We start from the raw sequence: 21642 nt of genomic DNA, 5'->3' as shown, positions 1-21642 counted from the left end.
GGTCTCTGCGTCTAACGTGCGCATCATGACCACCAGTGGGCGCTCGGCGCACATCCTCGACGTCCTGATCACCGAGTTCGGCGACTCCATCAAACGTGACCCCGCCGCCTTCCGGCGCAAGTTCAGAAAGATGGCGGCCACTCCCTTCGCCTTCTACCGTGGCAGCGCCGCCCTGTTCTACGCGGACATGACCGGCACGTTCGCCGACGACGCCTTCCTGGACAGTCAGACCCGGCGGGTGTGGATCCACGGTGATCTGCACGCCGAGAACTTCGGCACCTACATGAACGCCTCGGGCGTCCTGGTCTTCAACGTCAACGACTTCGACGAGGCCTACGTCGGGCCCTACGTCTGGGACCTCAAGCGGTTCGTGGCCAGCATCGCGCTCATCGGGTACGCCAAGGCGCTCTCGGACGAGGTGATCACCGGCCTGGTGACCGAGTTCGCCCACTCCTACGTCGGCGAGCTGACCGGCATCTCGGACGGCGGGGACGACGCGATCGGCTCGCTGACCCTGGAGACCACCACCGGCACCCTCCACCGGGTGCTGCAGTTCGCCCGCCTGAACACCCGCGTGGCGCTGCTGGACCTGGAGACCACGGTCGAGAACTTCGACCGCAGATTCGCCGTCATGGACGGCCGCTACCCGGTCGACCAGGAGACCAGGGAGCTGGTGCAGGCGGCGTTCCAGGACTACCTGACGACCCTTCCCCCCTCCGCCTCCAAGGTCGAGCACACGATCAAGGACTTCGCGCTCCGCACGGGCGTCGGCATCGGATCGGCCGGACTGCCCTCCTACAACATGCTGCTGGAGGGCCATACCCAGGCCCTGGAGAACGACGTCATCCTCTACATGAAGCAGGCCCAGGTCCCGGCCGTGGCCAGGCACATCGTCGACGAGAAGGTGCACGGCTACTTCAAGCACCAGGGTCACCGCACCGCCGAGTCGCAGCGGGCCCTGCAGGCCTACGCCGACCCCTGGCTCGGCTACACCACGCTGAACGGCGTCGGCCAGCTTGTCGCCGAGGTCTCCCCCTACTCCGCCGACCTCGACTGGGGCGACGTCAACGAGCCGGACGAGCTCGCCTCGGTGATCCGCGACCTCGGCCGGGCCGTGGCCCGCATGCACTCGGTGGCCGACGACGAGTCCAGCCACGACCTGGTCGACTTCTCCACCGAGGACGCGATCATGGCCGTGATCGGCGGTGACCTCGACGGCTTCACCGGCATGCTCGTCGGCTTCGCCCACTCCTACGGCGCGCAGGCCAGGATTGACCACCAGCTCTTCGTCGACCTGTTCCGCAACGGCCGCCTTCCCGGCCTCTGACCGGAGACGAACCGCCCGGCCACCGAGCGACCGGGCGGGAGCGGGATCTTGCGTGGACTATTCCAGGCGCGCCCCGGCGTAGTGGCAGGCGGCGTGGGAATCCGCCGAGAACGGCGAGACGGGAAGGATCGCCAGGGGCTGTGACCTGCACCGCCCCTCCACCCCGGCCCTGGCCGCCGCGCCCGCGGCGAGGACCTGGCAGCGCGGGTGGAAACGGCAGCCGCCGGGGATCCTGGTCGGGTCCGGCGGCTCGCCGCTCAGCACCACGGGCGACGGCGACTCGGGCAGCACCGACAGCAGCGCCTGCGTGTAGGGGTGGGTCGGCGACCTCAGGACCTGCTCGACGGGACCCGACTCGACGATCCTGCCGAGATACATCACGGCGACGCGGTCGGCGATGTTCCAGGCCAGCCCGAGGTCGTGGGTGACCACCAGGGCCGACAGGCCCAGCTCGTCCCGGAGCCTCAGCAGCAGGGCGAGGATCTCGCCGCGGACCGAGGCGTCCAGCGAGGCCACCGGCTCGTCCGCGACCAGGACCCGGGGGTCCAGCGCGAGGGCTCCCGCGATGACGACGCGCTGCCGCTGGCCACCGGACAACTCGTGCGGATAGGAGTGGAGGAACCGCTCCGGGGGGCGGAGCCCCGTCCGCGCCAGCGCCGACACGACCCGGTCCCGCTCGTCGGACATGCCGTGGATGCGCGGCCCCTCGGCCACCGCCTCGTAGACGGTGTGCCGGGGGTTGAGCGACCCGGTCGGGTCCTGCAGCACCAACTGCACCTCGCGGCGGTAGGCCTTCAGCGCGCGCGAGGAGTAGGACAGGGGCGCTCCGCCGTACAGGACCGATCCCGAGGTGGGGCGCTCCAGACCGAGCAGGGTGCGGGCCAACGTCGTCTTGCCGCAGCCGGACTCGCCGACCAGCGCCACGATCTCCCCCTCGCCCACAGCGAGGTTCACCCCGTCCACCGCGCGGGCGCGCCGCCCGCGCGAGGCGAACTCCACGTGCAGGTCCCGGGCTTCGAGCAGGGAGCCGCGCTCCCCGGCGTTCTCACGGCGTTCGGTCACTGGCTCTCCTCCGCCGGTCGCGCGACCGGGACGCTCTGCTTCTCCAGGCCCTCGCCCGGTCCGGCCGGCTGGACGGACTCGGGCCGGACGTGCACGCATGCGGCCGTACGGCTCTCGCCGGCGGCCCAGAGCTCGACCTCCTGGAACGCGCACTCGGGCAGGGCGACCGGGCAGCGGGGATGGAAGGAGCACCCGGTGGGCAGGTGCATGGGGTCGGGCGGGTCGCCGCCCAGTCCTTTGGGCGCCCGCCGGGAGGCGGGGTCGCCGACCGTGGGGAAGGCCGCCGACAGCGCCAGGCTGTAGGGATGCCGCGCGTCCCGGAAGACCTCGCCCGAGGGGCCCGACTCCACCACCCGGCCCGCGTACATGACCGCCAGCCGGTCGCACATGGAGGCCAGGACCGAAAGGTCATGAGAAATCATGATCAGGCTGATGTCATGCTCGGCGATGAGCGAGCGGATCAGCGCGAGCACCTGCGCCTGGATCATCACGTCCAGGGCGGTCGTCGGCTCGTCGGCGATGATCAGGCGTGGCGAGCAGGCCAGCGCCATGGCGATCATCACGCGCTGGCGCTGCCCGCCGGACAGCTCGTGCGGGTAGCTGCGGGCCCTCCAGGCGGGCAGGCCGACCTGCTCCAGCAGCTCTCCCACCTTCCGCCGCGCCTCGGCCGGGGTCGCCATCCCGTGGACCAGCAGCGGCTCGGCGATCTGCTGCTCGATCCGCCGCACCGGGTTCAGGGCGTGCTGCGCCCCCTGGAAGACCACCGAGGCCGACGCCCAGCGCACCGCGCGCAGCCGCCCCCAGTTCATCGTGAGGACGTCCTCCCCGTCCAGGAGGATCTCCCCGGTCACACGCGCGTCCCGGGGAAGCAGCCGCAGCAGGGCCATGGCCAGCGTCGACTTCCCCGACCCCGACTCCCCCGCCACGCCGAGCGCCTGCCCCGCCGCCAGGTCCAGCGACACCCCGCGCACGGCGGGCACCTCGCCCGAGGCCACCCTGTAGGTGACCGCGACGTCGCGCAGTCGGAGCAGACTCATCGGGAGACCCCCCGCAGGCGTGGATTGAGTACGGCCTCCAGCGCCCGGCCGCACAGCGTGAACGCCATCACGACCGCGACGATGCAGAGACCGGGCGCGAGAACGTACCACCACGCGCCGGAGGTGGCGGCGCCCCAGTCGTAGGAGCCGCGCAGCATGCCGCCCCACGACACCTTGCCCGAGTCTGCGCCGAGGAAGGCCAGGGTCGACTCCGCGACGATGGCGCTGGCCACCTGCAGGGTCGTGTTGGCCAGCACCAGCGGGGCGACGTTCGGGAGCACGTGCCTGGTCATGATGTGCCAGTGTCCCGCGCCGAGTGCTCTGGAGCGCTCGATGTACGGCCTGGCCTCGACGGACAGGGTCTGCGCCCTGATCAGTCTCGCCGTGGAGGCCCAGGAGGTCACGCCGATCGCCAGGATGATCGTGGACGTGCCGCCGCCGAGGATGGCCGCGAGCACCAGGGCCAGCACGAGCGACGGCAGGACCAGGAACCAGTCGGTGATCCGCAGCAGCACGGCCGACGTCCAGCCGCGGAAGTGGCCCGCCGCGATGCCCGTCACCGTGCCGATGGTCATGCTGAGCAGCGCCGACATGAAACCGATGAGCAACGAGACCCGAGAGCCCCACAGGGTCATCAGCAGGACGGACCGGCCCGACTCGTCGGTGCCCAGCGGGAAGTCCAGGCTTGGGGCGGCCATCTTGGCGCCCGTCGCCCTGGTGACGTCCATGCCGGCCGGGTCGGTGACCAACGGGGTGAGGAGGGCCAGTGCCACGGCGGCGATCAGGATCGCCGCGCCGTACAGTCCGGCCCGCTGCCGTCGGTAGTCCCGCCAGAAGCGCGACAGCGCCGTCCTGCGCCGGGTCCAGGTGATGTTCACGCAGACCTCACCCTCGGATCCAGGACGTGGTAGGCCACGTCGGCCAACGTGTTCATGACGATCACCGCGGTGCACACCACCATGAACGTCCCCTGCATGACCGCGAAGTCCGGCCCCTGGATCGCCTCGTAGAACAGCAGGCCGAGACCCGGCCAGGAGTAGACGGTCTCCACCGACACCGCTCCTCCGACCACGAACCCGATGTGGATGAACACCAGCGTCACGGTCGGCAGGAGCGCGTTCGGCACGGCATGGCGCCGCCGTACCTGGTCGTCGCGCAGTCCCTTGGCCCTGGCGGTGGTCACGTAGTCCTGGCCGATCTCGTCGAGCAGCGAGGAGCGCATGACGAGCAAGTACTGGGCGTAGACCACGGCGACCAGGGTGAGACACGGCAGCACCAGATGGTGTGCGACGTGGAGGAGGTACAGCGGCCCGTCGGGCGCGTCGACGTCCTCCATGCCCCGGGTGGGGAAGATCCCCGGTATCGGTCCCACCCCGGCCGCGAAGACCATGAGGAGCAGCAGCCCCAGCCAGAACGTCGGCACCGACCACAGGACGAGCGAGAGACCGGTGGAGAAGCGGTCGAACCGGCTGCCGTGCTTCCACGCGGCCCTGGTGCCCTGCCACAGGCCCAGGCTGACCGCGATGACCAGTCCGGTGCCCACGAGCACCAGGGTGGGGCCCACCCTCTCCGCGATGAGATCGGCGACCGGGCGCTTGTACTCGTAGGACGTGCCGAGGTCCAGCGTGAGGGTCCGTCCCACGAAGTCGAGGAACTGCTGCATCAGGGGCTTGTCGAGTCCCATCTGGTGGCGCAGCCGGTCGAGCTGTGCGGGGTCGAGCGGCACGTCACGCGTGTAGGCGATCGCGGGATCGCCGGGGATGAGCCGGAACAGGAAGAACGTCGCGACGATGACCATCCCGATGCTGAGCACCGCCCCACCGGCCTTCGCCAGCGCGTAGCGCAGCACCGTCCGGCGGGCGCCCCGCTCCCCGCCGGGACCCGCCGGTCCGGCGGGCTCGACGTCGAACGGGGTACCGGGATCGACCTCGGAAGGCGCTGTCATCGAGGTGTCACTCCCGCTCGTCCGCCACGGAACGACGCCGCCTGGTGAGGAGGAAGCCTCCCGCGGCCAGGACCGCGACGACCGCGACGGCGCCCACGATGAGGCCGGTGCTGGAGCCGTCGTCGGCCGGACCGGCCGGGAGGGCCGCCGCCTGCAGGGAGTAGACGGGCCAGTAGCCGCTTCCGCCGTACAGGATGCCCTTGTCCTCGGGGATCGGGGTGATGGCGGCGATCCGGTCCTTGCGGTAGCCCTCGAGGTTGTTCGGGTAGTAGAGGGCGATGACCGGGGCGTCGGTGTAGAGGCGCTTCTGCATCTGCTTGATGAGCTCGACCCGCTTGGGCCGGTCGAGCTCGCTCAGCTGCTGCTGGTAGAGCCTCTCGTATTCGGGGTCGCAGTAGAACGACTCGGTGCCGCCGCCCTCGCCGCTCGCCGTGGGCCTGCGGCTGCACAGGTGGGTGGCCAGGACCTCCTCGGGGTCGGGGTTGACCGACCAGCCGCTGATCGCGATGTCGAAAAGTCCGGTGAACCCGGTCTCCTCGGTGAACTTGTTGGAGTCGAGCTTCTTCGTCGAGAGCGCGATGCCGATGTCCTTGAACCAGCCGGTCAGGAACTGCGCGAGCTTGTCCTCGACGGGCGTGTCCGTGTGGATGCTGAAGCGCATCTCCAGCTTGCGCTTGCCGTCGGGCATCATCCGGATCCCGTCGGAGCCCTTCGCGTAGCCGGCGTCGTCGAGAATCTGGTTGGCCTTCGCGGCGTCGTGGGTGACGAGGTCGGCGCCCTCGGCCTTCCAGAAGAACTCCTGATACATCGGCGGCACGATGGAGCCGTCGGCCGGTGTGGCGAGACCGTTCTGCACCTGGTCGACCAGGGCCTGCTTGTCGATCGCGTAGTGGATGGCCTGCCGTACCCTCGGGTCCTTCAGGGCGGGGTGACCGTCGCCGACCGGCTTGTTGTCGATCGTCTGCGCGCCGTGGTTCAGCTGTAGGTAGGCGGCCCTGCGGCCGGGGGTGTTCCACTGCACGATGTTGGGGTCGCCCGCCAGCGCCTCGAACTGCGGGGCGTTCAGCCGGCCGATCAGGTCGATGTCGCCCTTCTTCAGGCCCGCGTTGGCGGCCTCGGGGTTCTGGTAGAAGATGACGTGCAGCTCGTCGATCTTGGGGGCGCCGCGCCAGTAGCCGGGGTTGGCCTTCAGCTTGACGTAGGCGTCTTTGCGATGTTCGACCACGATGTACGGGCCGCTGCCGACCACCGGATACCTGTCGTTCTCGAACGCGCCGATGTCGCCGACGCCCTCCCAGACGTGCTTGGGCATGATCGGGATCGGGTTCTCCAGCATCGAGGCCTGCGGCTTCTTGGTCTTGATGACCAGGGTCCGGTCGTCGGTCGCCGTGACGCTCTCGAAGTTCTCCACCGCCGGGCCGTTGGCCTGCTTGGCCGCGTCGACGGTCATGATCGTGTTGAAGGTCCACACGGCGTCCTGGGCGGTGACGGGCTTGCCGTCGGACCACTTGGCATCACGGATCTTGAAGGTCCAGGTCAGCTTGTCGTCCGAGGTCTCCCACGACTCGGCCAGGTCGGGGCTCGGCTTCAGGGTCTTGGAGTCGGGGACCGTGAGATACCCGTACATCCACCGGTGGATCGAGGAGGAGACCAGGCGGACGGCCAGGAACGGGTTCATCGAGTCCACGGACTGCGTCACACCCAGCCGGACGATCTTCTTGCCCCCCTGGGGATCCCGCGCGGCCCGCGCCTGCCCCACGGCTCGCTCCTGCCCGGTCTGCGCTTGCCCGGTCTGTGCCTGCCCGATCTTCGCCTGCCCGGCCTGTGCCTGCCGTACGGCCTGCGACTGCTCGGCCCGCGGCACCTGCTGCGCGGTCCGTGCTCGCTGTGCGGCCTGCGCCTGAGCGGCGGGCAACGCCACCAGCAGCAGCGTCAGGCCCAGCGCCGCCAGGCGCGCGCCCACTCTCGTCATCGTCCGCCCCACCTTCGCATCCGTGAATCGTTGTAGACGAAGGCACACCATAGAGAACCGGCTGTCAACGACAGATGGAAGATTGTTTCACTCTTGTTTCATCTCGCGATATATTTTTTCAACTCACCGCGGCACAAATAATGCTCATCTTCCGAGGTCGCGGAACCAACCGGTTGGTATGGACGGAGCAATCGGGGTACGGCATGCTACAGAACATGACTCTGTTTTCGGTGGAAGGCAAAACCGTCGTCGTCACCGGCGGCTCGCGCGGGATCGGCCGGATGATCGCGGCCGGGTTCGTCGACGCGGGGGCCACGGTGTACATCTCCTCGCGGAAGGCGGCCGAGGTCGAGAAGACCGCCGCCGAGCTGGGTTGCGTCGCCGTACCCGCCGACCTGTCCACCGAGGATGGCGTCTCCACGCTCTTCGAGGCCGTCTCGGCCCGGGAGTCCCGGCTGGACGTGCTGGTCAACAATGCCGGGGCGACCTGGGGCGCGCCGCTGGAGGAGTATCCGGAGCAGGCCTTCGACAAACTCTGGGGAATCAACGTCAAGGGCGTTTTCTACCTGACCCAGCGGTTCCTGCCGCTGCTTCGCGCCGCGGCGAGCCCCGGCGACCCGGCCAGGGTGATCAACATTGGGTCGATCGACGGCATCCGGGTCCCCTCCCTGGAGAACTACGCCTACTCGGCGGCCAAGGCGGCCGTGCACATGCTCACCCGGCACCTGTCCCAGCGGCTCGCCAGGGAGTCGATCACGGTCAACGCCATCGCGCCGGGGCCGTTCGAGTCCAAGATGATGGCCTTCGCGCTCGACGATCCCGCGACGCGCTCGGCGATCGAGTCGCACGTGCCGCTCGGCCGGATCGGCAGCCCCGAGGACATGGCCGGCGCCGCGATCTTCCTGGCCTCGCGGGCCGGCGCCTACCTGACCGGGGCGATCATCCCGGTGGACGGCGGCATCTCCGCCCACGGCTAGGCCGGTGCCGCCCGCCCACGGGCCCGGATGGCCCCTTTTGGTCCACGTCCAGGTCGGAGCCGCCCGCCCAGGAGCACTTTTCGATCGGACGCGGTCAGATGCGGCCGCCCGCCGCGACCTCGGCCAGCGCGCGGGCGAGATTGGCCGCCCCCTCGGGCGCGTACCGCAGGAACAGGTAGGGCTCGGTGAGCTCCAGCTCGATGAGGACGGGGGCGCCGTCCGCGAGGCGGACCAGGTCCACGCGGGCGTAGAGCACGTCGGGAAACTCGCCGAGAACCCGCTCGGCGAGGGCGAGCTGGTCGGGGTCGGGGGTTCGGAGCTCGGCGTGGACGTTCTCCCCATCCGGCCCGGTGACGTTCGCGGCCAGCATCGGACCACGCCGTACGGCATGGCTGAACCGGCCGCCGAAGTAGAGCAGCGAGGTCTCCCCCTCGGCCTCGACCATGTCGAGGTAGGGCTGGATCATCGCGGTCTGGCCTTCGGCGACCAGCCGGGCCGCGTGGGCCTCGGCCTTCTTCCGGTCGCCGGTCCTGATCGCGCCGCGGGCCCCCGCCGAGATCGCGGGCTTGACCACATACTCGTCGAGGACCGGGAAGTCCACGGCCTCGCCCGGCGCGACCCAGTAGGTGGGGATGGTCGGTGCTTCCAGGTCCCGCAGGTAGGTCTTGTCGGTGTTGCGCTCCAGCACGGCGGCCGGGTTGAGCAGCCGGGTGACGGATTCGACGCGGTGGGCCCAGGAGACGAACTCCGCCCGCCGGAGCACGTAGTCCCAGGGGGTGCGGACCACGACGACGTCGAACGCGGCCCAGTCCACCTCCGGATCGTCCCAGCGCACGATGTGCCCGGTGATCCCGGTGTCGGCCCAGGCCTCGATGACGATCTCCTTCTCGTCGTCGAACCCTTCCTCGTCCGCGAAAGTCACATACGCCGCAGAGATGCCCACGAGATATCCCCCGATGTCAGTACCAACAAGACACCAGCGACCTTACCCACAGCGCGCTTCCCGCCCTGAGGCGCCTCACGCGACATCTTCGCCGCCGCGGCTCAGAGCGCCGCGGAACCGACGTTGTCCTCCAGGACCTTGTCCAGGAAGCCCTCCAGGTTGACGGTGGCGCGGGCGATCCGCTCCTCCACCGTGAGCGTCTCCTCGAACCGCATGCCGTACCCGGTCTGCTTCTTGCCCCGGACGTAGAGCGAGCAGGCTAGGTCGGCGCACATGTAGGTGCCGACCGTGTTGCCCTGGCGACCCGCCGCGCCGACTCTGGACGCGGTGAACAGGGTGACCCCGTTTCCGGCGTGGGGCGTCACGCAGACGGAGCAGATGGTGCTCTTGGTGAAGCCCCTGCGCGTCCCCTGCGCGAGACGCAGCGTGACGCCGACGAGTTCGCCGTTCCGCTCGACGACCACGTAGCCGCGGTCCGGTGCGCCCGGGTCGCACCAGCCCAGGAAGTCAAGGTCCTCCCAGTGGAGCTCGGACAGGTCCCTGGGCAGGTTGAGCCTGCGAGCCTCGCCCTTGGAACAGTTGACGAAGGATTCGCGGATCTCTTGCTCGCCGATCAGGTTCATGATGTGAAGATTCCTCTCAAATAAGCCCTCGCGATGGTAGAGGCGTGCGCCCGCGACGGTCGAGTCAATAAACGCCGCGCCCATGACCGTCGGAGTCGAGAGGTCCGATCACCCCGTGCCGTTCGGGACGGTCACGCGGATCGGTTCGAGTGCCACCGGCTCGCCGTCCAGGTTGAGGCCGTTGAGCATGGCGCTCACGGTGTACAGGTTCCAGGCGAGGGCGGGCTGTTTCAGCTCGGGAGCGTCCAGCATCGTCTTCACGGCGTCGGGGCGCACGATGGCGGACAGCACGTCCGGATCGATGCCGTCTCTCAGTACGGCGGACAGCACCGGCCCCGGTGACGTGCGCCAGTTCCAGCCTCCGCCCTTCTTCGCGACGGCCTCGGGAACCGGCCTGATCCGTGACCGGAGACGCTGCGCGAAGGTGGGCGGGAGATCCTTGCGAAACCGCCAGGGACCGCCTTCGAGCGGAAGCCCGCGAAGCTTGGGGGCGAGCGTGCCGATGAGGTCGTGAACGACCTCCTCCGAGTGCCGCCACAGCGGATCGAGCCCCAGCGCCACCCGGACCACCCGGTTGTCGAGGAACGGCTGCACGGGATCGCCTCGGCGGAGGGAGCCCGCCCGGGCGCTCGCGTGCCAGCGCCCCACCCGGTGCGTGACGTACAGGTGGTCGAGTGCCCCGCACTGGTCCATCGCCTGCCACGGAGCGGCCAGTTCCCGCGCGTGCGCGTTGGCCTCGTCGGTGAACAGCGCGTCGTCCTTGAGAAAAAACGCGTCCACTCGCCGGGTCAGCGCTTTTGGTGCCAGATTTCCCTGACTGTAGAGAAATCCTCCCCTAAGAATCTCCCCGCTCTGCCCATTCATCGTCGGCTTCGGGCTGTACGGCAGATAACCAACAATCGACTCGTATGCCGAAGTCATTCCTTCGCAGGTGCGCAAGGTCTCCAGGGTCCGCATTAGCGGATGGTCGACCAGGATCGCGTCTTTCTTCTCGGTCTGCTTCGGCGCGATCACCGTATGTTCGATCCGCAGGGATCGGGCGATCTGCCGCGCGATGATCACATCGGGGTGATCGTCCAGACCGTTGGTGGTCGCCCTGAACGGGATCCGCGCGGCGTGCAGCAGCGCCGCCATCAACCTGCTGTCCCGTCCTCCGGTGAGCGCCAGGTTGACCGGTTCCGACGCGTTCCGCACCGGTTCGACGGCTGCGAGCAGCGCGCCCGCGAGCGCCTCGACCGCGGCGCGCTTCAGGCGAGCGTCACCCGGTACGGCCTCCGCCCGCGGCAGCGCCTCCGTCTTGACGACCCGGATTCCGTTCCGTACCAGCAGCTCAGATGAGGGTGGCAGCGCCGAGACACCTTCGAACGGCGTCTCGTCGGACAGAAAATAGCCCTGACGGATCATGGACTGGAGCCCGAGCGCGTTCCATCGGACGCCCTCACGCGTGACCAGATGAACCTGGAGCGCCCGGCTGCCGACGGCGTGGATCTCGTCGCTCTCCGCGTAGAAGACGGGACAGGCCCGGGTGACGGTTGTCATCGCGGACAACTCACCGGCCCCGGCACGGAACGCGGCGAAGCAGCCTCCGAGCGTGTCCGCGTGGTCTCCGGCGAGCAGTCTCGCCCCGTCGGCGGGATCGGCCAGATAGCCGTTCACGCCGACGGCATGCCCGTTCGCCTCAAGGAGCAATCCGGGGTTCCGATGCGCGTCACCCTCGTTGGACCAGGCCAGCAGAACCGCGTCCGGCCCTCGCCAGATGGCGGAGGTCACGGTATCCGCCGGCACCGGAAACACTTCTCCGATGGAATTCCTGGCCTTTGTCACCAGCGCTTCCGGAACACCGGAACCGGCCCGCTTTGCGATTAATCCCAGGTATACGCGCATGGCATGGAATGGTCCCACAGTATTCTGCATGCTCACCGTGCCGGCGTCGTACACCGCCGCCCCTGCCGTCCACGGCAGGCACGGAATCGCGGTCCGACGGTCTTCCAGGACGTCGATGAGCCACCGCTCCCGCCCGTCGCCTCCGGCACCCGGGGCGCCGCCGGAGCGGGTTACGGCGAGCCTGCCGCCTCCGGCGCCCGGATCCCGGCCCGCCGCTCGCGACGGCCCGGGCCGATCCGCCGCTACGTCCCTCGGACGGGCTCCGGCTCGGCGGCGTCGACGAGGAGTTTCGCGACCGCGTCGCCGACCTCGGCCGGCTCCCAGCGGGCTCCACCGTCGACGCGGGGCCCGTGCCGCCAGCCGTCCGCGAGGGAGACGGCCCCGCCCTCGACCTCGAACACCCGTCCCGTGACGTGGGCGGACTCGGCCGAACCCAGCCAGGCGACCAGCGGTGCCACGTTGGCCGGGTCCATGGCGTCGAACCCGCTTCCGGGCATCGCGGCGGCGAGGGCCTCCTCGGTCATCCGGGTGCGCGCGGCCGGGACGATCGCGTTCACCGTGACGCCGTAGTGGCCGAGCTCGGCGGCGGCCACCTGGGTGAGTGCCGCGATACCCGCCGTGGCCGCGGAGTGGTTGCCCTGGCCGACGCCGCCGAACAGTCCGGCCCCGGAGGAGGTGTTGATCACTCGCGCGTCCACGGCCTGGCCCGCCCTCGACCGTTCCCGCCAGTGCGCCCCGGCGTGGCGCAGCGGCAGGAAGTGTCCCTTGAGGTGCACCCGGATCACGTCGTCCCACTCCTGCTCGGTCATCTCGACCAGCATCCGGTCGCGGGCGAATCCGGCGTTGTTCACCAGCACGTCGAGCCGCCCGTAGGCGCTCAGCGCCATCTTGACCAGTCGCGCCGCACCACCCCAGTCGGCGGCGTCGTCGCTGTTGGCCACCGCCTGGCCGCCCAGGTCGCGGATCTCCTCGACCACCTCCAGCGCGGGGCCGCCGGACCGCCCGGAGCCCTCCCGCCCGGTGCCGAGGTCGTTGACCACGACCTTCGCCCCCTGCCGGGCGAACTCCAGCGCGTGTTCCCGCCCGATGCCCCGCCCGGCCCCGGTCACGATCACTACACGCCCGTCGCAGATTCCGCTCATGACAAGGTCCCTTTCGCCGTGATCATGCAGAGTTTCCCGGCTGTTCACCTGTCATGTCCAGATGCGATCCGCCGCCGGGCGAAATCTCGTCACGATGACTCGGACGTACGGCTCCCGCCGCTGATCCGGATGTGCGACGCCCTTCTCGATGAGGAGGCGAAGCGGTGACGGGGGCAGAGTCCGGTCAGGGCGGGCAGGGCGTGAGGTCGAGGTCGGACAGGGATGGGGGCGGGACGAGGACGGGACGGAGCGGGAACGGAGACAGGGACAGGGACCGTGACGAGGTCAGGGCTGGGTGTCGCCGGCGAGGATCTCGGCGGCGGCCTGACCGCAGACGCGGGAGGCCCCGTGGGTGGCGATGTGAACCGCGCCGAGGTCCGAACGGCCCGGCAGCCCCATCTCGACCACGATGGCGTCCGGGCGGGCGGCCAGCAGGTGGCTCAGCGCGCTCGTCTGCCACGGGTGCCGGTGGGCGTCGCGAACGACGATGACCAGGGGACGGTCGGCCGCGGCCGCGAGCGCCGCCTCGATCGCGCTCCCGGTGGCGGCCGAGGCGCCCAGCCGGGTCACCGTGGTACCGGGCAGGAGCTTGCCGAGCGGCTCGCCGACGCCCCAGGGGGTGCCTTTCTCGATGGCGAGGTTCATCTCGGGGGCCAGTTCGACCACGTGGGGAGGGGCGAGCAGGGGAAGGACCACGTCCGCCGAGCGGCGGGTGATCCGCAGTGCGCGGCGGGCCGCGGCCAGACCGATCGCGACGTCGCCGGGGCGAGCGGGCACGGGGGGCCGGTGTGCGGCGGACGCGCTCCAGAGGGCGAGCTCGCAGACCCTCTGAGCGGCGTCGGCCAGCCGCTCCTCCGGAAGCCATCCCTCGGTCACGGCGTCCACGAGCGCGTCGCGGACCTCGATCGCGGTGTGCTCCTCGGCGTGCTCGCCACCCACGCAGATCGCGTCGGCGCCCGCCGCGATGGCCCGCGCCGAGGCCCCGCCGATGCCGTAGGGGCCGGAGACGGCCGCCATCTCGATGCCGTCGGTGACGATGACCCCCTCGAAACCCAGCTCGACCCTGAGCAGATCGTGCAGCACCCGGCGGCTGAGCGTGGCGGGCATCTCGGCGTCGAGGGCGGAGACCAGAAGGTGTCCGGTCATGACCATGCGCACGCCCTCGGCGATCGCCGCGCGGAAGGGTCGCAGCGCCACCTCGTGGAGTTCCTCGACGGTGGCGGCGACCAGCGGGACGCCGTGGTGGGAGTCGACGGAGGTGTCGCCGTGCCCGGGGAAGTGCTTGGCGCAGGCGGCGACGCCGGCGGACTGCAGGCCCCGGATCCAGGCCGCGGTGTGCCGGGAGACCAGGTCGGCGTCGGCCCCGAAGGCGCGCAGGCCGATGACCGGGTTATCCGGATTGGAGTTGACGTCGGCCGAGGGTGCGAAGTTGAGGTTGATCCCCGCCAGCGCGAGGTCGTGGCCGAGGTCCCGGGCGATCTCCTCGGTGAGTTCGAGGTCGTCCACCACGCCGAGGGCGAAGCTGCCCGGCCGGGTGCTTCCCGCGGCGGCCTCCAGCCGCGTGACCTCACCCGACTCCTCGTCGATGCCGACGAGGACCTGCGGGTTCTCCGCGCGGAGCGCCGCCGTGAGGTCGGCGACCTGGGAAGGGGTCGCGATGTTCCTGGAGAAGAGCACCACACCGCTCATTCCGTCGGCCAGACGCCGGCGGATCCAGTCGGGCGGTGTCTTTCCCACGAACCCCGGGAGAACAACCGTCTCCGCCAGACGAAGCAGCTCTTGGCCGCGCTTCATGCACCCTCCTCCGCCTCACGGCCGGTCGGCATCTCATGCCGAAGACGCGCGGACAACATGTTGTTCGGCACCTCCGGAGGAAGCGCTCCCAAAGGCTTGGGCGCAAATCTAATAGGAAACTTTCCTAATTGCTAGTGGGCTGACCACGGGCCTTCGACCACGCGCCTGCAGATCACGGGTGCCCCTCGGGAGGGGCGGGGACACGGGACCGCCGCCCTCCGATGCCTCCGCAGCTGCTTCCGCGGCGTGGTCGCGAACCGGATCGTCCACCGGGGCGCCTGGGCCGGGCCCACCCGGATCCCGGCCTCCCCCGGTCGGTTTCCCACGGCGAAGGCAAGACCATCCAGGTCATGCGATCGTCGCGTAAAGCTCAAGCCGGCAGGAAGTTAATAGCCGTATACAGCTATAAAATGGGTCCCAGGTGAGTCAGTTGGACAGTCGCAACCCTGAACTCGAGAGATCCGAACCCGGCGAGAGCGAGAAGGAACGCGTCGACCGGGAGCTGATCGAGCTCCTGCAGGAACTACGCGTCTCCACCACCGGGATCCAGGTGCTGTTCGCCTTCCTGCTCATTCTGCCGTTCCAGCAGAGATTCTCCGAGGTGGGCACGCTGGGCTACCGGTTGTTCTTCGTCGCGCTGCTCAGCGGCGCCGTGGCCTCGGTGTGCTTCATCGCCCCCGCGGCCCAGCACCGCCTGCTGTTCCGGACCTCGCTGAAGGAAATGATGCTCCGCCGGGCCAACCGGATCGGCATCGTCGGCCTGGTCTTCCTGATGGTGTCCATGGCCAGCGCGATCGCGCTGGTCGTCGACGTCGTCATCAACGACCTCGCCGCTGTGATCTTCAGCGGCGCGGTGGCCCTGGTCGCCATCTGGCTCTGGCTCCTGCAGCCGATCCTCGACCTCCACCGCCTCCGCACCGCCCGCGGCAGACGGTCCTCCCGCTGAGGAGCTCCGCACCGTCCCCGCCTCCGGCCTCGCGGCACGCTTAGCAAGCGCTTGGTTGCAAGCAAAGGCGGGGATGAGCTGGCGCGTTTATGTGAACAAGCGATTGCGCAAGGGCTCATAATGGAGGACGTGAACACGCGAAAGAACTCCGGCGCGACCGCGACCCCGGTCAAGCGCCAGGGCACGACGAAACGCGCGGCCTCATCCGGCCCGGCCTCCGAGCGCCGCGACCACCTCGTCAAGCTCGCCGCCGAGCTCTTCGCCCGGAAAGGCTTCCAGGCGACCACCGTCCGCGAGATCGCGGAGGAGGCGGGCATTCTGTCCGGAAGCCTGTATCACCACTTCGACTCCAAGGAGACGATCGTCGACGAGGTGCTGACCACCTTCCTCGACGACCTCGTCGGCCGCTACCGCGTCGCCCTGGAGCAGGACGGCGACCCCCGCACGATTCTTTCAGAAATGGTGCGCATCGGGTTCAGCACGCTCGAACCACACCGCGCGGCGATCACGGTCATGCAGAACGACTGGAGTTACCTGCGCTCCCTGCCCGGCGACCGCTTCGACTATCTGGTCCGGGCCGAGGACGAGGTCGAGCGCATGTGGGTCGAGCAGATCAAGCTCGGCCAGGCCGCCGGCCAGCTCCGCGCCGACGTCGACCCCAAGCTCACCTACCGCATGATCCGCGACACCATCTGGGTGGCGGTGCGCTGGTTCCGCCCGGGTGGCCGCCTCAACACCGCCGGCCTCGCCGAGCACTACATCACGGTCCTGTTCGACGGCGTGGCGACCGGCGAGCGGAGCAGCCACCGCGGATGACGCCTCTCCAGAAGGCTGTGCGAATGGCGCTCGCCGACGCCGCCGATCCCGCCAAGGCACAGGTCATGCAGGCCTACATGAAGTCCGAGATGCCGTTCCTCGGGGCACAGGCCATGCCGCGCCGCGCCGCCCTGAAGAGGGCCTTCCTCGAGCACCCCATCGAGACGGCGCCCGAATGGCGCAAGGCGACCCTGACCCTGTGGCGGGAGGCCGAATACCGCGAGGAGCGCTACGCGGCGATCGAGCTGACCGGCTTCCGGCCGTACCGGGGTTTCCAGACGCTCTACGCGCTTCCGATGTACGAAGAGATGATCGTCAGCGGAGCCTGGTGGGATTACGTCGACGATCTCGCCGTTCACCGTGTCGGCGGCCTTCTGGCCGCCTTTCCCGACACCATGCGCTCGCTCATGCTGGACTGGGCCCGCGGCGACGATCTCTGGAAGCGCCGCACGGCCATCCTGTCCCAGAACAGGTTCAAGGCCGCCACCGACACCGGCCTGCTCTACGCCTGCATCGAGCCGAGCCTGTCCGACAACAACTTCTTCGCCCGCAAGGCGATCGGCTGGGCCCTGCGCGAATACGCCAAGACGAATCCCGGCGAGGTCGTCCACTACGTCGACCACATGGGCATCACCGGTCTGAGCCGTCGCGAGGCCCTCAGAAACATCCCGGCGAGCGAGTCTCGGCCCACTCGCCGGGGGAGCTCGACTAGCTGATCTTGAAGGGGTCTCCGTAGACCTTCCAGGACAGCGGGGTGTTCAGGTCGAGGTTGCCGTTGTTGAGGAAGACCCGCTGTGCGGTGTCGACCCGGCTGGTGTCCTCGTGGGCCTCCTCGGCCCTCATGGCGACCTTGCGCGCGTCGAGGAACGCGTTCAGATACTTCACCTCGTCGCCGCCCTGCGCCGGCGGCTTGGCCTTCTTCAGGGCGTTCTTGCGGATCGCGCCGAAGCCCTGCGGGTCGTTCCCGCCGCCGTGCATGACGATGGCGTCGTAGTAGGCGAACTGCCCGAGGGCGCGCAGGCCGTCCAGCTTGGCCTGCTTGACCGCCGGGTTGAAGTAGACCCGGTCGCGCTCGTCGTTCTGTGCCTGCTGGAAGACCGTGTCCTTGGCGGCGGTGGCCCAGTCCTTGGTGTAGTTCGAGCCCAGGCCGGTGTGCGAGTCGGTGCCGTCGACCTTGCGCAGGGCGGGCAGATACTTGGCGAGCACGTTTCCGGGCTTGCGCGCGGCGTAGAGCTCGACGAGGTCGAGCATGTCGCCCGTACCGGAGCAGAAGCCGATGATCCCGGCGGTGTAGCCGCGGCCGTCGCCGATGTCCTCGATGTACTTGTACTGCGCCTTCCAGTCGAGGGTGGAGTTCTCCGCGCTGGACACCAGCTGCATCGCGATGTCCTTCTTGCGCGGGTCGGTGAGATCGACCGCGGCGGCCGCGGACACCGACGACACCTTCGCGGCCGGCGAGAACGGCTGCGTGGCCGCGTGTCCGGCACCGGCGAAGGAGGCCAGGACCGGGACGACGGCCGCGGCGGAGGCGAGGAGACGCAGGGCGCGGCGGCTGGTGCGGGGATCTGACGAGATGGGCACGTGTCTCTCCATTAAGAGGTGTGGAGGAACGACCGGAGGCGAGGAACTCGCCCGCTCGTTAGGAAGCTTTCCTAACTAACCTAACCGCCAACACGCCTCACCAGTCAACCCATTCCCCCTTAACCACCAATGATGATCTCCTTAAACGACCCTTAAGGAGATCAGGGTCACTTGAGCGCCCCCGCGGTCAGACCCTTCTGGATCTGACTCTGGAAGAGCGTGTAAACGATCAGCATCGGAAGGATGGCCATGCTGAGCGCGGCGAACAGGGCCGACCAGTCGGCGTCGTAGCCCGCGGCGGTGGAGATGTCGGCGATGCCCTGGGTGAGCACCCATTTCTCCCTGTCGGAGGTCAGCAGGACGAGCGGGAGCTGGTACTGGTTCCACTGGCCGAGCACGTTGAAGATAGTCACGCTGACGATGCCCGGCTTGGCCATCGGCAGCATGATCTGGAAGAACACCCGCGCGTGCGAGGCCCCGTCCACGAAGGCCGCCTCGGCCACCGCCCCCGGCAGCGTCCGGAAGAACGCGGCCAGGAAGAAGACGGTGAAGGGCAGCGAGTAGGCGATGTAGACCAGGATCAGCCCGCCGCGCGTGTTCAGGCCGATGAACTGGCCGATCAGCGGGATCGTCCCCATGTTCTGCACGACGAAGAACAGCGGGGTCAGCGCCAGGTAGACGGGAAAGGCCAGGCCGGAGACGAACAGCAGATAGATCGCGCGATTGCCGCGGAACCTGTAGCGGGCCAGCACGTAGGCGGCCATCGAGCCGAACAACATCGTGCCGAACGTGCTGAAGGCCACGACGATGACGCTGTTCACCATGTACTGGCCGATGTGCGCCTGCTCCCAGGCGCGGGCCCAGTTGTCGAAGCGGAGGGAGGCCGGCAGCGACCAAGCGTTGCCGAAGATCTCGTCCTCGCTCTTCACCGACGCGAGGAAGGTCCACACGATCGGCACCGCCACCAGGACCGTCCAGATCAGCAGCGCGAGGTGGGTCAGGATCGACAGCGGTCCCAGCCGCTTCCTGCGCTCCTCTCGGACATGTGCCCGGCTCCGGGAAATCGCCGCCTCTGCCACTAGAACTCGATTCGTTCACGCCGCGACAGGCGCAGGGCCAGCGCCGCGAACCCGATGGTGAAGAAGAACAGCACCACGCCCATCGCGGAGGCGTAGCCGAACTTGAAGTACTGGAAGGCGTTGCGGTAGATCTCCGCCGCCATCACCGTCGTGGAGTGGTCGGGACCGCCCTGCTCCGCCGTCATCACCCACACGACGGCGAAGACATCCAGCGCGGCGATGCCGAGATAGACCCAGCCGACCTGGATGGTGTCCCAGAGCAGGGGCAGCGTGATCCGGAAGAACAGCTGCGCTCCCCCGGCGCCGTCGATCGCCGCCGCCTCGAACATGTCACGCGGGATGGAGGCGATGCCCGCCGAGAAGAGCACCACGTAGAACCCGACCGCCTGCCAGACCAGCACGCCGAGAATCGACCAGAACGCGATGTCGGTGTCGGACAGGAAGCCGACCGGCTCAAGCCCGAGGGCGATCAGCGGCGCGTTGAGCATGCCGCTCCTGTCGGGCCTGAACACCTGCTGGAACAGGACGGCGACCACCGCGATGGCCAGCACCTGGGGGAAGAAGAACACCACCCGGTAGAACTTCGACCCCCAGATGCCCCCGGTGCCGCCCCGCCCGCCCGCGTTGAGCAGGAAGGCGAAGAAGAGCGCGATCACGAGGGTGAGCAGCGGCATCAGGATCAGCAGGAGCAGGTTGTGACCGACGGCCTCCCAGAAGATCCCGTCGCCGGCGAGCCTCCGGAAGTTCTCCGTTCCCACGAACCGCGGGCTGGCGCTCACCCCGCGCCAGTCGGTGAACGCGATGTAGAAGGCCTGCGCGTAGGGGGCGATCACGTAGATCACGTAGAGCGCCACCGGGATCGCGAGGAACCCGGTGACGAACCGCATCCTGCCGTAGTTCATCGGTGGGTTACCGTTCCTCGTCCGATCCGCCCGCGCGGCACGTCGCCGTCACCTCGTGAACCTCCCGCTCGCCGTCACCGCATGAACCTCCCCGGTACGCGTCATGCGCCGCCGTCACCACATGAACCTCGGCACGCGTGGTGCATCGTCGTCGCCTCGTGAACCTCCCGTACGCACGGCGCGCCGCCGTCACCTCGTGAACTTCTTCACCGAGGAGTCGCTCTTGATCGAGTCAGCCTTCTTCTGCGCGCGCTCCATCCACTCGTCGACGGTCAGCTTGCCGCTCATCAGCTGCCCGGACGCGGCGGCCACCTCGTCGTGCATGTCGACGTACCACTTGCGGAACAGGAACCAGACGGCGTTGTCGCCCGCCGCGGTCAGGGCGGTCGAGGCGCTCTTCAGGCCCGGCTTGAGCGTCTGGCCCTCCCCGGCGCCCTTGACGACGGTGAGCGTGGAGACCAGCTCCATGAACTTGCCGGCGCCCTCCTTGGAGAGCATCGCCCGCATGTACTCCAGACCCGCCCGGGGGTTGCCCGACTTGGCCGGCACGATGTACTCCTCGCCCGGCTGGATGTGCATGGTGCCGTACGGCAGGGCGTCGGAGGGGCCGAAGTCCGGCAGAGGGAACACCGCGTAGCCGAAGTCGGCCGGGGTGGAGTCCTTCTGCTCGTTCTCCAGCCAGGAGCCGCAGGGCAGCATGGCGACCTGCCCCTTGTTGTGCGCGGTCTGCGTCTGGATGTGGTCGAGGCCCGCTGTGCCCTGGAGCAGGTATTTGGCGCCGAGCTCGGCGAAGGCCGTCGCGGCCTGCTTGACCGGCTCGGCCTTCCAGGCGCCGTCTTCCAGGTTGTCGATGTTCTTCAGCACGTCCTTGCCGCCGATCTTCGCGGCGAGCGTCAGGATGGCCTCGTAGATGTAGAACGGGTGCTTGCCCGCGTAGGTGAACGGCGCCGTCTTGCCCGCCTTCTTAATGGTCTCGCACAGGGCCGTGAACTCGGCCCAGGTCTTGGGGACCTGCCAGCCCTCGTCGTCGAAGAGCTTCTGCGAGTACCAGATGCCCCAGACGGTGTTGGCGTAGTTGAGGACGTACGGCTTGCCGTCGTAACTGCCGAACGCGATGGCGGCGGGGTCGATCGTGTCGCGCACCTTGACGGCGGGATCGTCCCAGCTCGGCGCGTCGTACAGGGGCGTGAGATCGGCGAGCTGGCCGTCCTGGACCAGTGCGCCGAAGTCCATCGCGTTGGCGCCCGAGTTGTTGATGAACTCCGGCGGGTTGCCGCCGGCGAAGCGCGGCTGGAGGGTCTTGGCGATCTCCTTCGTCGCGTTGTGCTTGATCTCCAGCGTGGGGTGCTTCGCCTTGATCAGCGGCTCGTGGATGTCCTTGGCGTAACCGTCGCCGAAGCCGCCGTCGAAGACCCAGATCTCCAGGGGTTTGTCCGCGGCGAACCCGAGCGGGTTGGCCGCGCTGGTGGCACCGGCGGCGGGAGCCGAGGAGGCACCACCATTGCTTACTGGACTGGCACACGCGGACAGGACCGGCAGGGCGACCCCGGCCAGGACCGCACTGCGCAGGAGCTCACGCCTGGATAACTGGGTCATGCTTCCTCCTGGAGGG

At 68.9% G+C, this 21642-nt stretch carries 19 protein-coding genes; 5 read left to right on the top strand and 14 right to left on the bottom strand.

Going from position 1 to position 21642, the window contains the following annotated elements; translation table 11 throughout:
* Nucleotides 1-25 precede the first annotated feature (25 nt).
* Nucleotides 26-1327 (top strand): DUF2252 domain-containing protein, encoded by a 1302-nt coding sequence (locus tag CHC08_RS14885; RefSeq protein ID WP_089207966.1) that lies wholly within the window; start codon nucleotides 26-28, stop codon nucleotides 1325-1327.
* A gap of 57 nt (nucleotides 1328-1384) precedes the next feature.
* On the opposite strand, the gene CHC08_RS14880 is transcribed toward CHC08_RS14885, so the two are convergent.
* Genes CHC08_RS14880 through CHC08_RS14860 form a run of 5 tightly spaced genes read right to left on the bottom strand, consistent with a single transcriptional unit; the run spans nucleotide 1385 to nucleotide 7343 of the window.
* Nucleotides 1385-2389, bottom strand: a complete 1005-nt coding sequence (locus CHC08_RS14880) for an ABC transporter ATP-binding protein (protein WP_420823566.1) — start codon at nucleotides 2387-2389, stop codon at nucleotides 1385-1387.
* Nucleotides 2386-3426, bottom strand: coding sequence for an ABC transporter ATP-binding protein (locus CHC08_RS14875; RefSeq protein ID WP_245878325.1), 1041 nt, complete (start codon nucleotides 3424-3426; stop codon nucleotides 2386-2388). Before CHC08_RS14875 ends, CHC08_RS14880 begins: the two co-directional genes overlap by 4 nt.
* Nucleotides 3423-4304 carry an ABC transporter permease gene (locus CHC08_RS14870; protein WP_089207858.1) on the bottom strand — a complete coding sequence of 294 codons (882 nt, stop codon included), beginning with the start codon at nucleotides 4302-4304 and terminating at the stop codon, nucleotides 3423-3425. The genes CHC08_RS14875 and CHC08_RS14870 overlap by 4 nt, the downstream gene beginning before the upstream one ends.
* Nucleotides 4301-5371: an ABC transporter permease gene (locus CHC08_RS14865; protein ID WP_089207857.1), complete on the bottom strand. Its 1071-nt coding sequence runs from the start codon at nucleotides 5369-5371 to the stop codon at nucleotides 4301-4303. The genes CHC08_RS14870 and CHC08_RS14865 overlap by 4 nt, the downstream gene beginning before the upstream one ends.
* 7 nt (nucleotides 5372-5378) lie before the next feature.
* Entirely contained in the window at nucleotides 5379-7343 is a 1965-nt protein-coding gene (locus tag CHC08_RS14860) for an ABC transporter substrate-binding protein (protein ID WP_245878324.1), read from the bottom strand.
* 215 nt (nucleotides 7344-7558) lie between these two features.
* Here CHC08_RS14860 and CHC08_RS14855 point away from each other — a divergent pair, with 215 nt between their 5' ends.
* Nucleotides 7559-8320, top strand: coding sequence for an SDR family oxidoreductase (locus CHC08_RS14855; RefSeq protein ID WP_089207856.1), 762 nt, complete (start codon nucleotides 7559-7561; stop codon nucleotides 8318-8320).
* A gap of 94 nt (nucleotides 8321-8414) precedes the next feature.
* Here CHC08_RS14855 and CHC08_RS14850 read toward each other — a convergent pair whose 3' ends face one another.
* From CHC08_RS14850 to CHC08_RS14830, 5 genes are all read right to left on the bottom strand, one after another.
* The gene (locus CHC08_RS14850) at nucleotides 8415-9263 is read right to left on the bottom strand and encodes an ATP-grasp domain-containing protein (protein ID WP_089207855.1); all 849 of its coding nucleotides are present in this window, start codon (nucleotides 9261-9263) and stop codon (nucleotides 8415-8417) included.
* A gap of 101 nt (nucleotides 9264-9364) precedes the next feature.
* Entirely contained in the window at nucleotides 9365-9886 is a 522-nt protein-coding gene (locus tag CHC08_RS14845) for an FBP domain-containing protein (protein ID WP_089207854.1), read from the bottom strand.
* A gap of 108 nt (nucleotides 9887-9994) precedes the next feature.
* Complete coding sequence (locus CHC08_RS14840) at nucleotides 9995-11770, bottom strand: asparagine synthase-related protein (RefSeq protein ID WP_089207853.1); 1776 nt, start codon at nucleotides 11768-11770, stop codon at nucleotides 9995-9997.
* Nucleotides 11771-12012: 242 nt separating this feature from the next.
* Nucleotides 12013-12912 carry an SDR family oxidoreductase gene (locus CHC08_RS14835; protein WP_089207852.1) on the bottom strand — a complete coding sequence of 300 codons (900 nt, stop codon included), beginning with the start codon at nucleotides 12910-12912 and terminating at the stop codon, nucleotides 12013-12015.
* A 285-nt stretch (nucleotides 12913-13197) separates the two neighbouring features.
* Nucleotides 13198-14706: a glycoside hydrolase family 3 protein gene (locus CHC08_RS14830; protein ID WP_089207851.1), complete on the bottom strand. Its 1509-nt coding sequence runs from the start codon at nucleotides 14704-14706 to the stop codon at nucleotides 13198-13200.
* Nucleotides 14707-15136: 430 nt separating this feature from the next.
* Between CHC08_RS14830 and CHC08_RS14825 the strand changes: the two genes are divergently transcribed.
* The 3 genes from CHC08_RS14825 to CHC08_RS14815 all read left to right on the top strand — a co-directional run bounded on the left by CHC08_RS14825 (nucleotide 15137) and on the right by CHC08_RS14815 (nucleotide 17184).
* Nucleotides 15137-15652, top strand: a complete 516-nt coding sequence (locus CHC08_RS14825; protein ID WP_089207850.1) for a DUF6328 family protein — start codon at nucleotides 15137-15139, stop codon at nucleotides 15650-15652.
* Between the two features lie 129 nt (nucleotides 15653-15781).
* A complete protein-coding gene (locus CHC08_RS14820; protein WP_089207963.1) occupies nucleotides 15782-16468 on the top strand; it encodes a TetR/AcrR family transcriptional regulator in 687 nt (228 codons plus the stop codon).
* Nucleotides 16469-16491: 23 nt separating this feature from the next.
* Entirely contained in the window at nucleotides 16492-17184 is a 693-nt protein-coding gene (locus CHC08_RS14815) for a DNA alkylation repair protein (protein WP_245878323.1), read from the top strand.
* Here the strand turns inward: CHC08_RS14815 and CHC08_RS14810 are convergent.
* The 4 genes from CHC08_RS14810 to ngcE all read right to left on the bottom strand — a co-directional run bounded on the left by CHC08_RS14810 (nucleotide 17177) and on the right by ngcE (nucleotide 21626).
* Entirely contained in the window at nucleotides 17177-18049 is an 873-nt protein-coding gene (locus CHC08_RS14810; RefSeq protein ID WP_275937172.1) for a chitosanase, read from the bottom strand. The two genes, CHC08_RS14815 and CHC08_RS14810, sit on opposite strands and share 8 nt — an antisense overlap.
* Before the next feature lie 167 nt (nucleotides 18050-18216).
* Entirely contained in the window at nucleotides 18217-19128 is a 912-nt protein-coding gene (locus tag CHC08_RS14805; protein WP_089207848.1) for a carbohydrate ABC transporter permease, read from the bottom strand.
* Entirely contained in the window at nucleotides 19128-20030 is a 903-nt protein-coding gene (locus CHC08_RS14800; RefSeq protein WP_089207847.1) for a carbohydrate ABC transporter permease, read from the bottom strand. The genes CHC08_RS14805 and CHC08_RS14800 overlap by 1 nt, the downstream gene beginning before the upstream one ends.
* A 189-nt stretch (nucleotides 20031-20219) precedes the next feature.
* The gene (ngcE, locus tag CHC08_RS14795) at nucleotides 20220-21626 is read right to left on the bottom strand and encodes an N-acetylglucosamine/diacetylchitobiose ABC transporter substrate-binding protein (RefSeq protein ID WP_089207846.1); all 1407 of its coding nucleotides are present in this window, start codon (nucleotides 21624-21626) and stop codon (nucleotides 20220-20222) included.
* Nucleotides 21627-21642: the final 16 nt, after the last annotated feature.

Source organism: Streptosporangium subroseum (assembly GCF_900188345.1).
GTDB classification, from domain to species: domain Bacteria; phylum Actinomycetota; class Actinomycetes; order Streptosporangiales; family Streptosporangiaceae; genus Streptosporangium; species Streptosporangium subroseum.
Note: the sequence above shows the minus strand (reverse complement) of the source record. Positions and strands in the feature narration are given on the sequence as shown.

Bases quoted from the DNA above. Each gene is read 5' to 3' on its own strand.
- CHC08_RS14885 (WP_089207966.1), top strand. From the start codon at position 26: ATGACCACCAGTGGGCGCTCGGCGCACATCCTCGACGTCCTGATCACC.
- CHC08_RS14875 (WP_245878325.1), bottom strand. From the start codon at position 3,426: ATGAGTCTGCTCCGACTGCGCGACGTCGCGGTCACCTACAGGGTGGCC.
- CHC08_RS14865 (WP_089207857.1), bottom strand. From the start codon at position 5,371: ATGACAGCGCCTTCCGAGGTCGATCCCGGTACCCCGTTCGACGTCGAG.
- CHC08_RS14860 (WP_245878324.1), bottom strand. From the start codon at position 7,343: ATGACGAGAGTGGGCGCGCGCCTGGCGGCGCTGGGCCTGACGCTGCTG.
- CHC08_RS14855 (WP_089207856.1), top strand. From the start codon at position 7,559: ATGACTCTGTTTTCGGTGGAAGGCAAAACCGTCGTCGTCACCGGCGGC.
- CHC08_RS14845 (WP_089207854.1), bottom strand. From the start codon at position 9,886: ATGAACCTGATCGGCGAGCAAGAGATCCGCGAATCCTTCGTCAACTGT.
- CHC08_RS14840 (WP_089207853.1), bottom strand. From the start codon at position 11,770: ATGCGCGTATACCTGGGATTAATCGCAAAGCGGGCCGGTTCCGGTGTT.
- CHC08_RS14835 (WP_089207852.1), bottom strand. From the start codon at position 12,912: ATGAGCGGAATCTGCGACGGGCGTGTAGTGATCGTGACCGGGGCCGGG.
- CHC08_RS14830 (WP_089207851.1), bottom strand. From the start codon at position 14,706: ATGAAGCGCGGCCAAGAGCTGCTTCGTCTGGCGGAGACGGTTGTTCTC.
- CHC08_RS14815 (WP_245878323.1), top strand. From the start codon at position 16,492: ATGGCGCTCGCCGACGCCGCCGATCCCGCCAAGGCACAGGTCATGCAG.
- CHC08_RS14800 (WP_089207847.1), bottom strand. From the start codon at position 20,030: ATGAACTACGGCAGGATGCGGTTCGTCACCGGGTTCCTCGCGATCCCG.
- ngcE (WP_089207846.1), bottom strand. From the start codon at position 21,626: ATGACCCAGTTATCCAGGCGTGAGCTCCTGCGCAGTGCGGTCCTGGCC.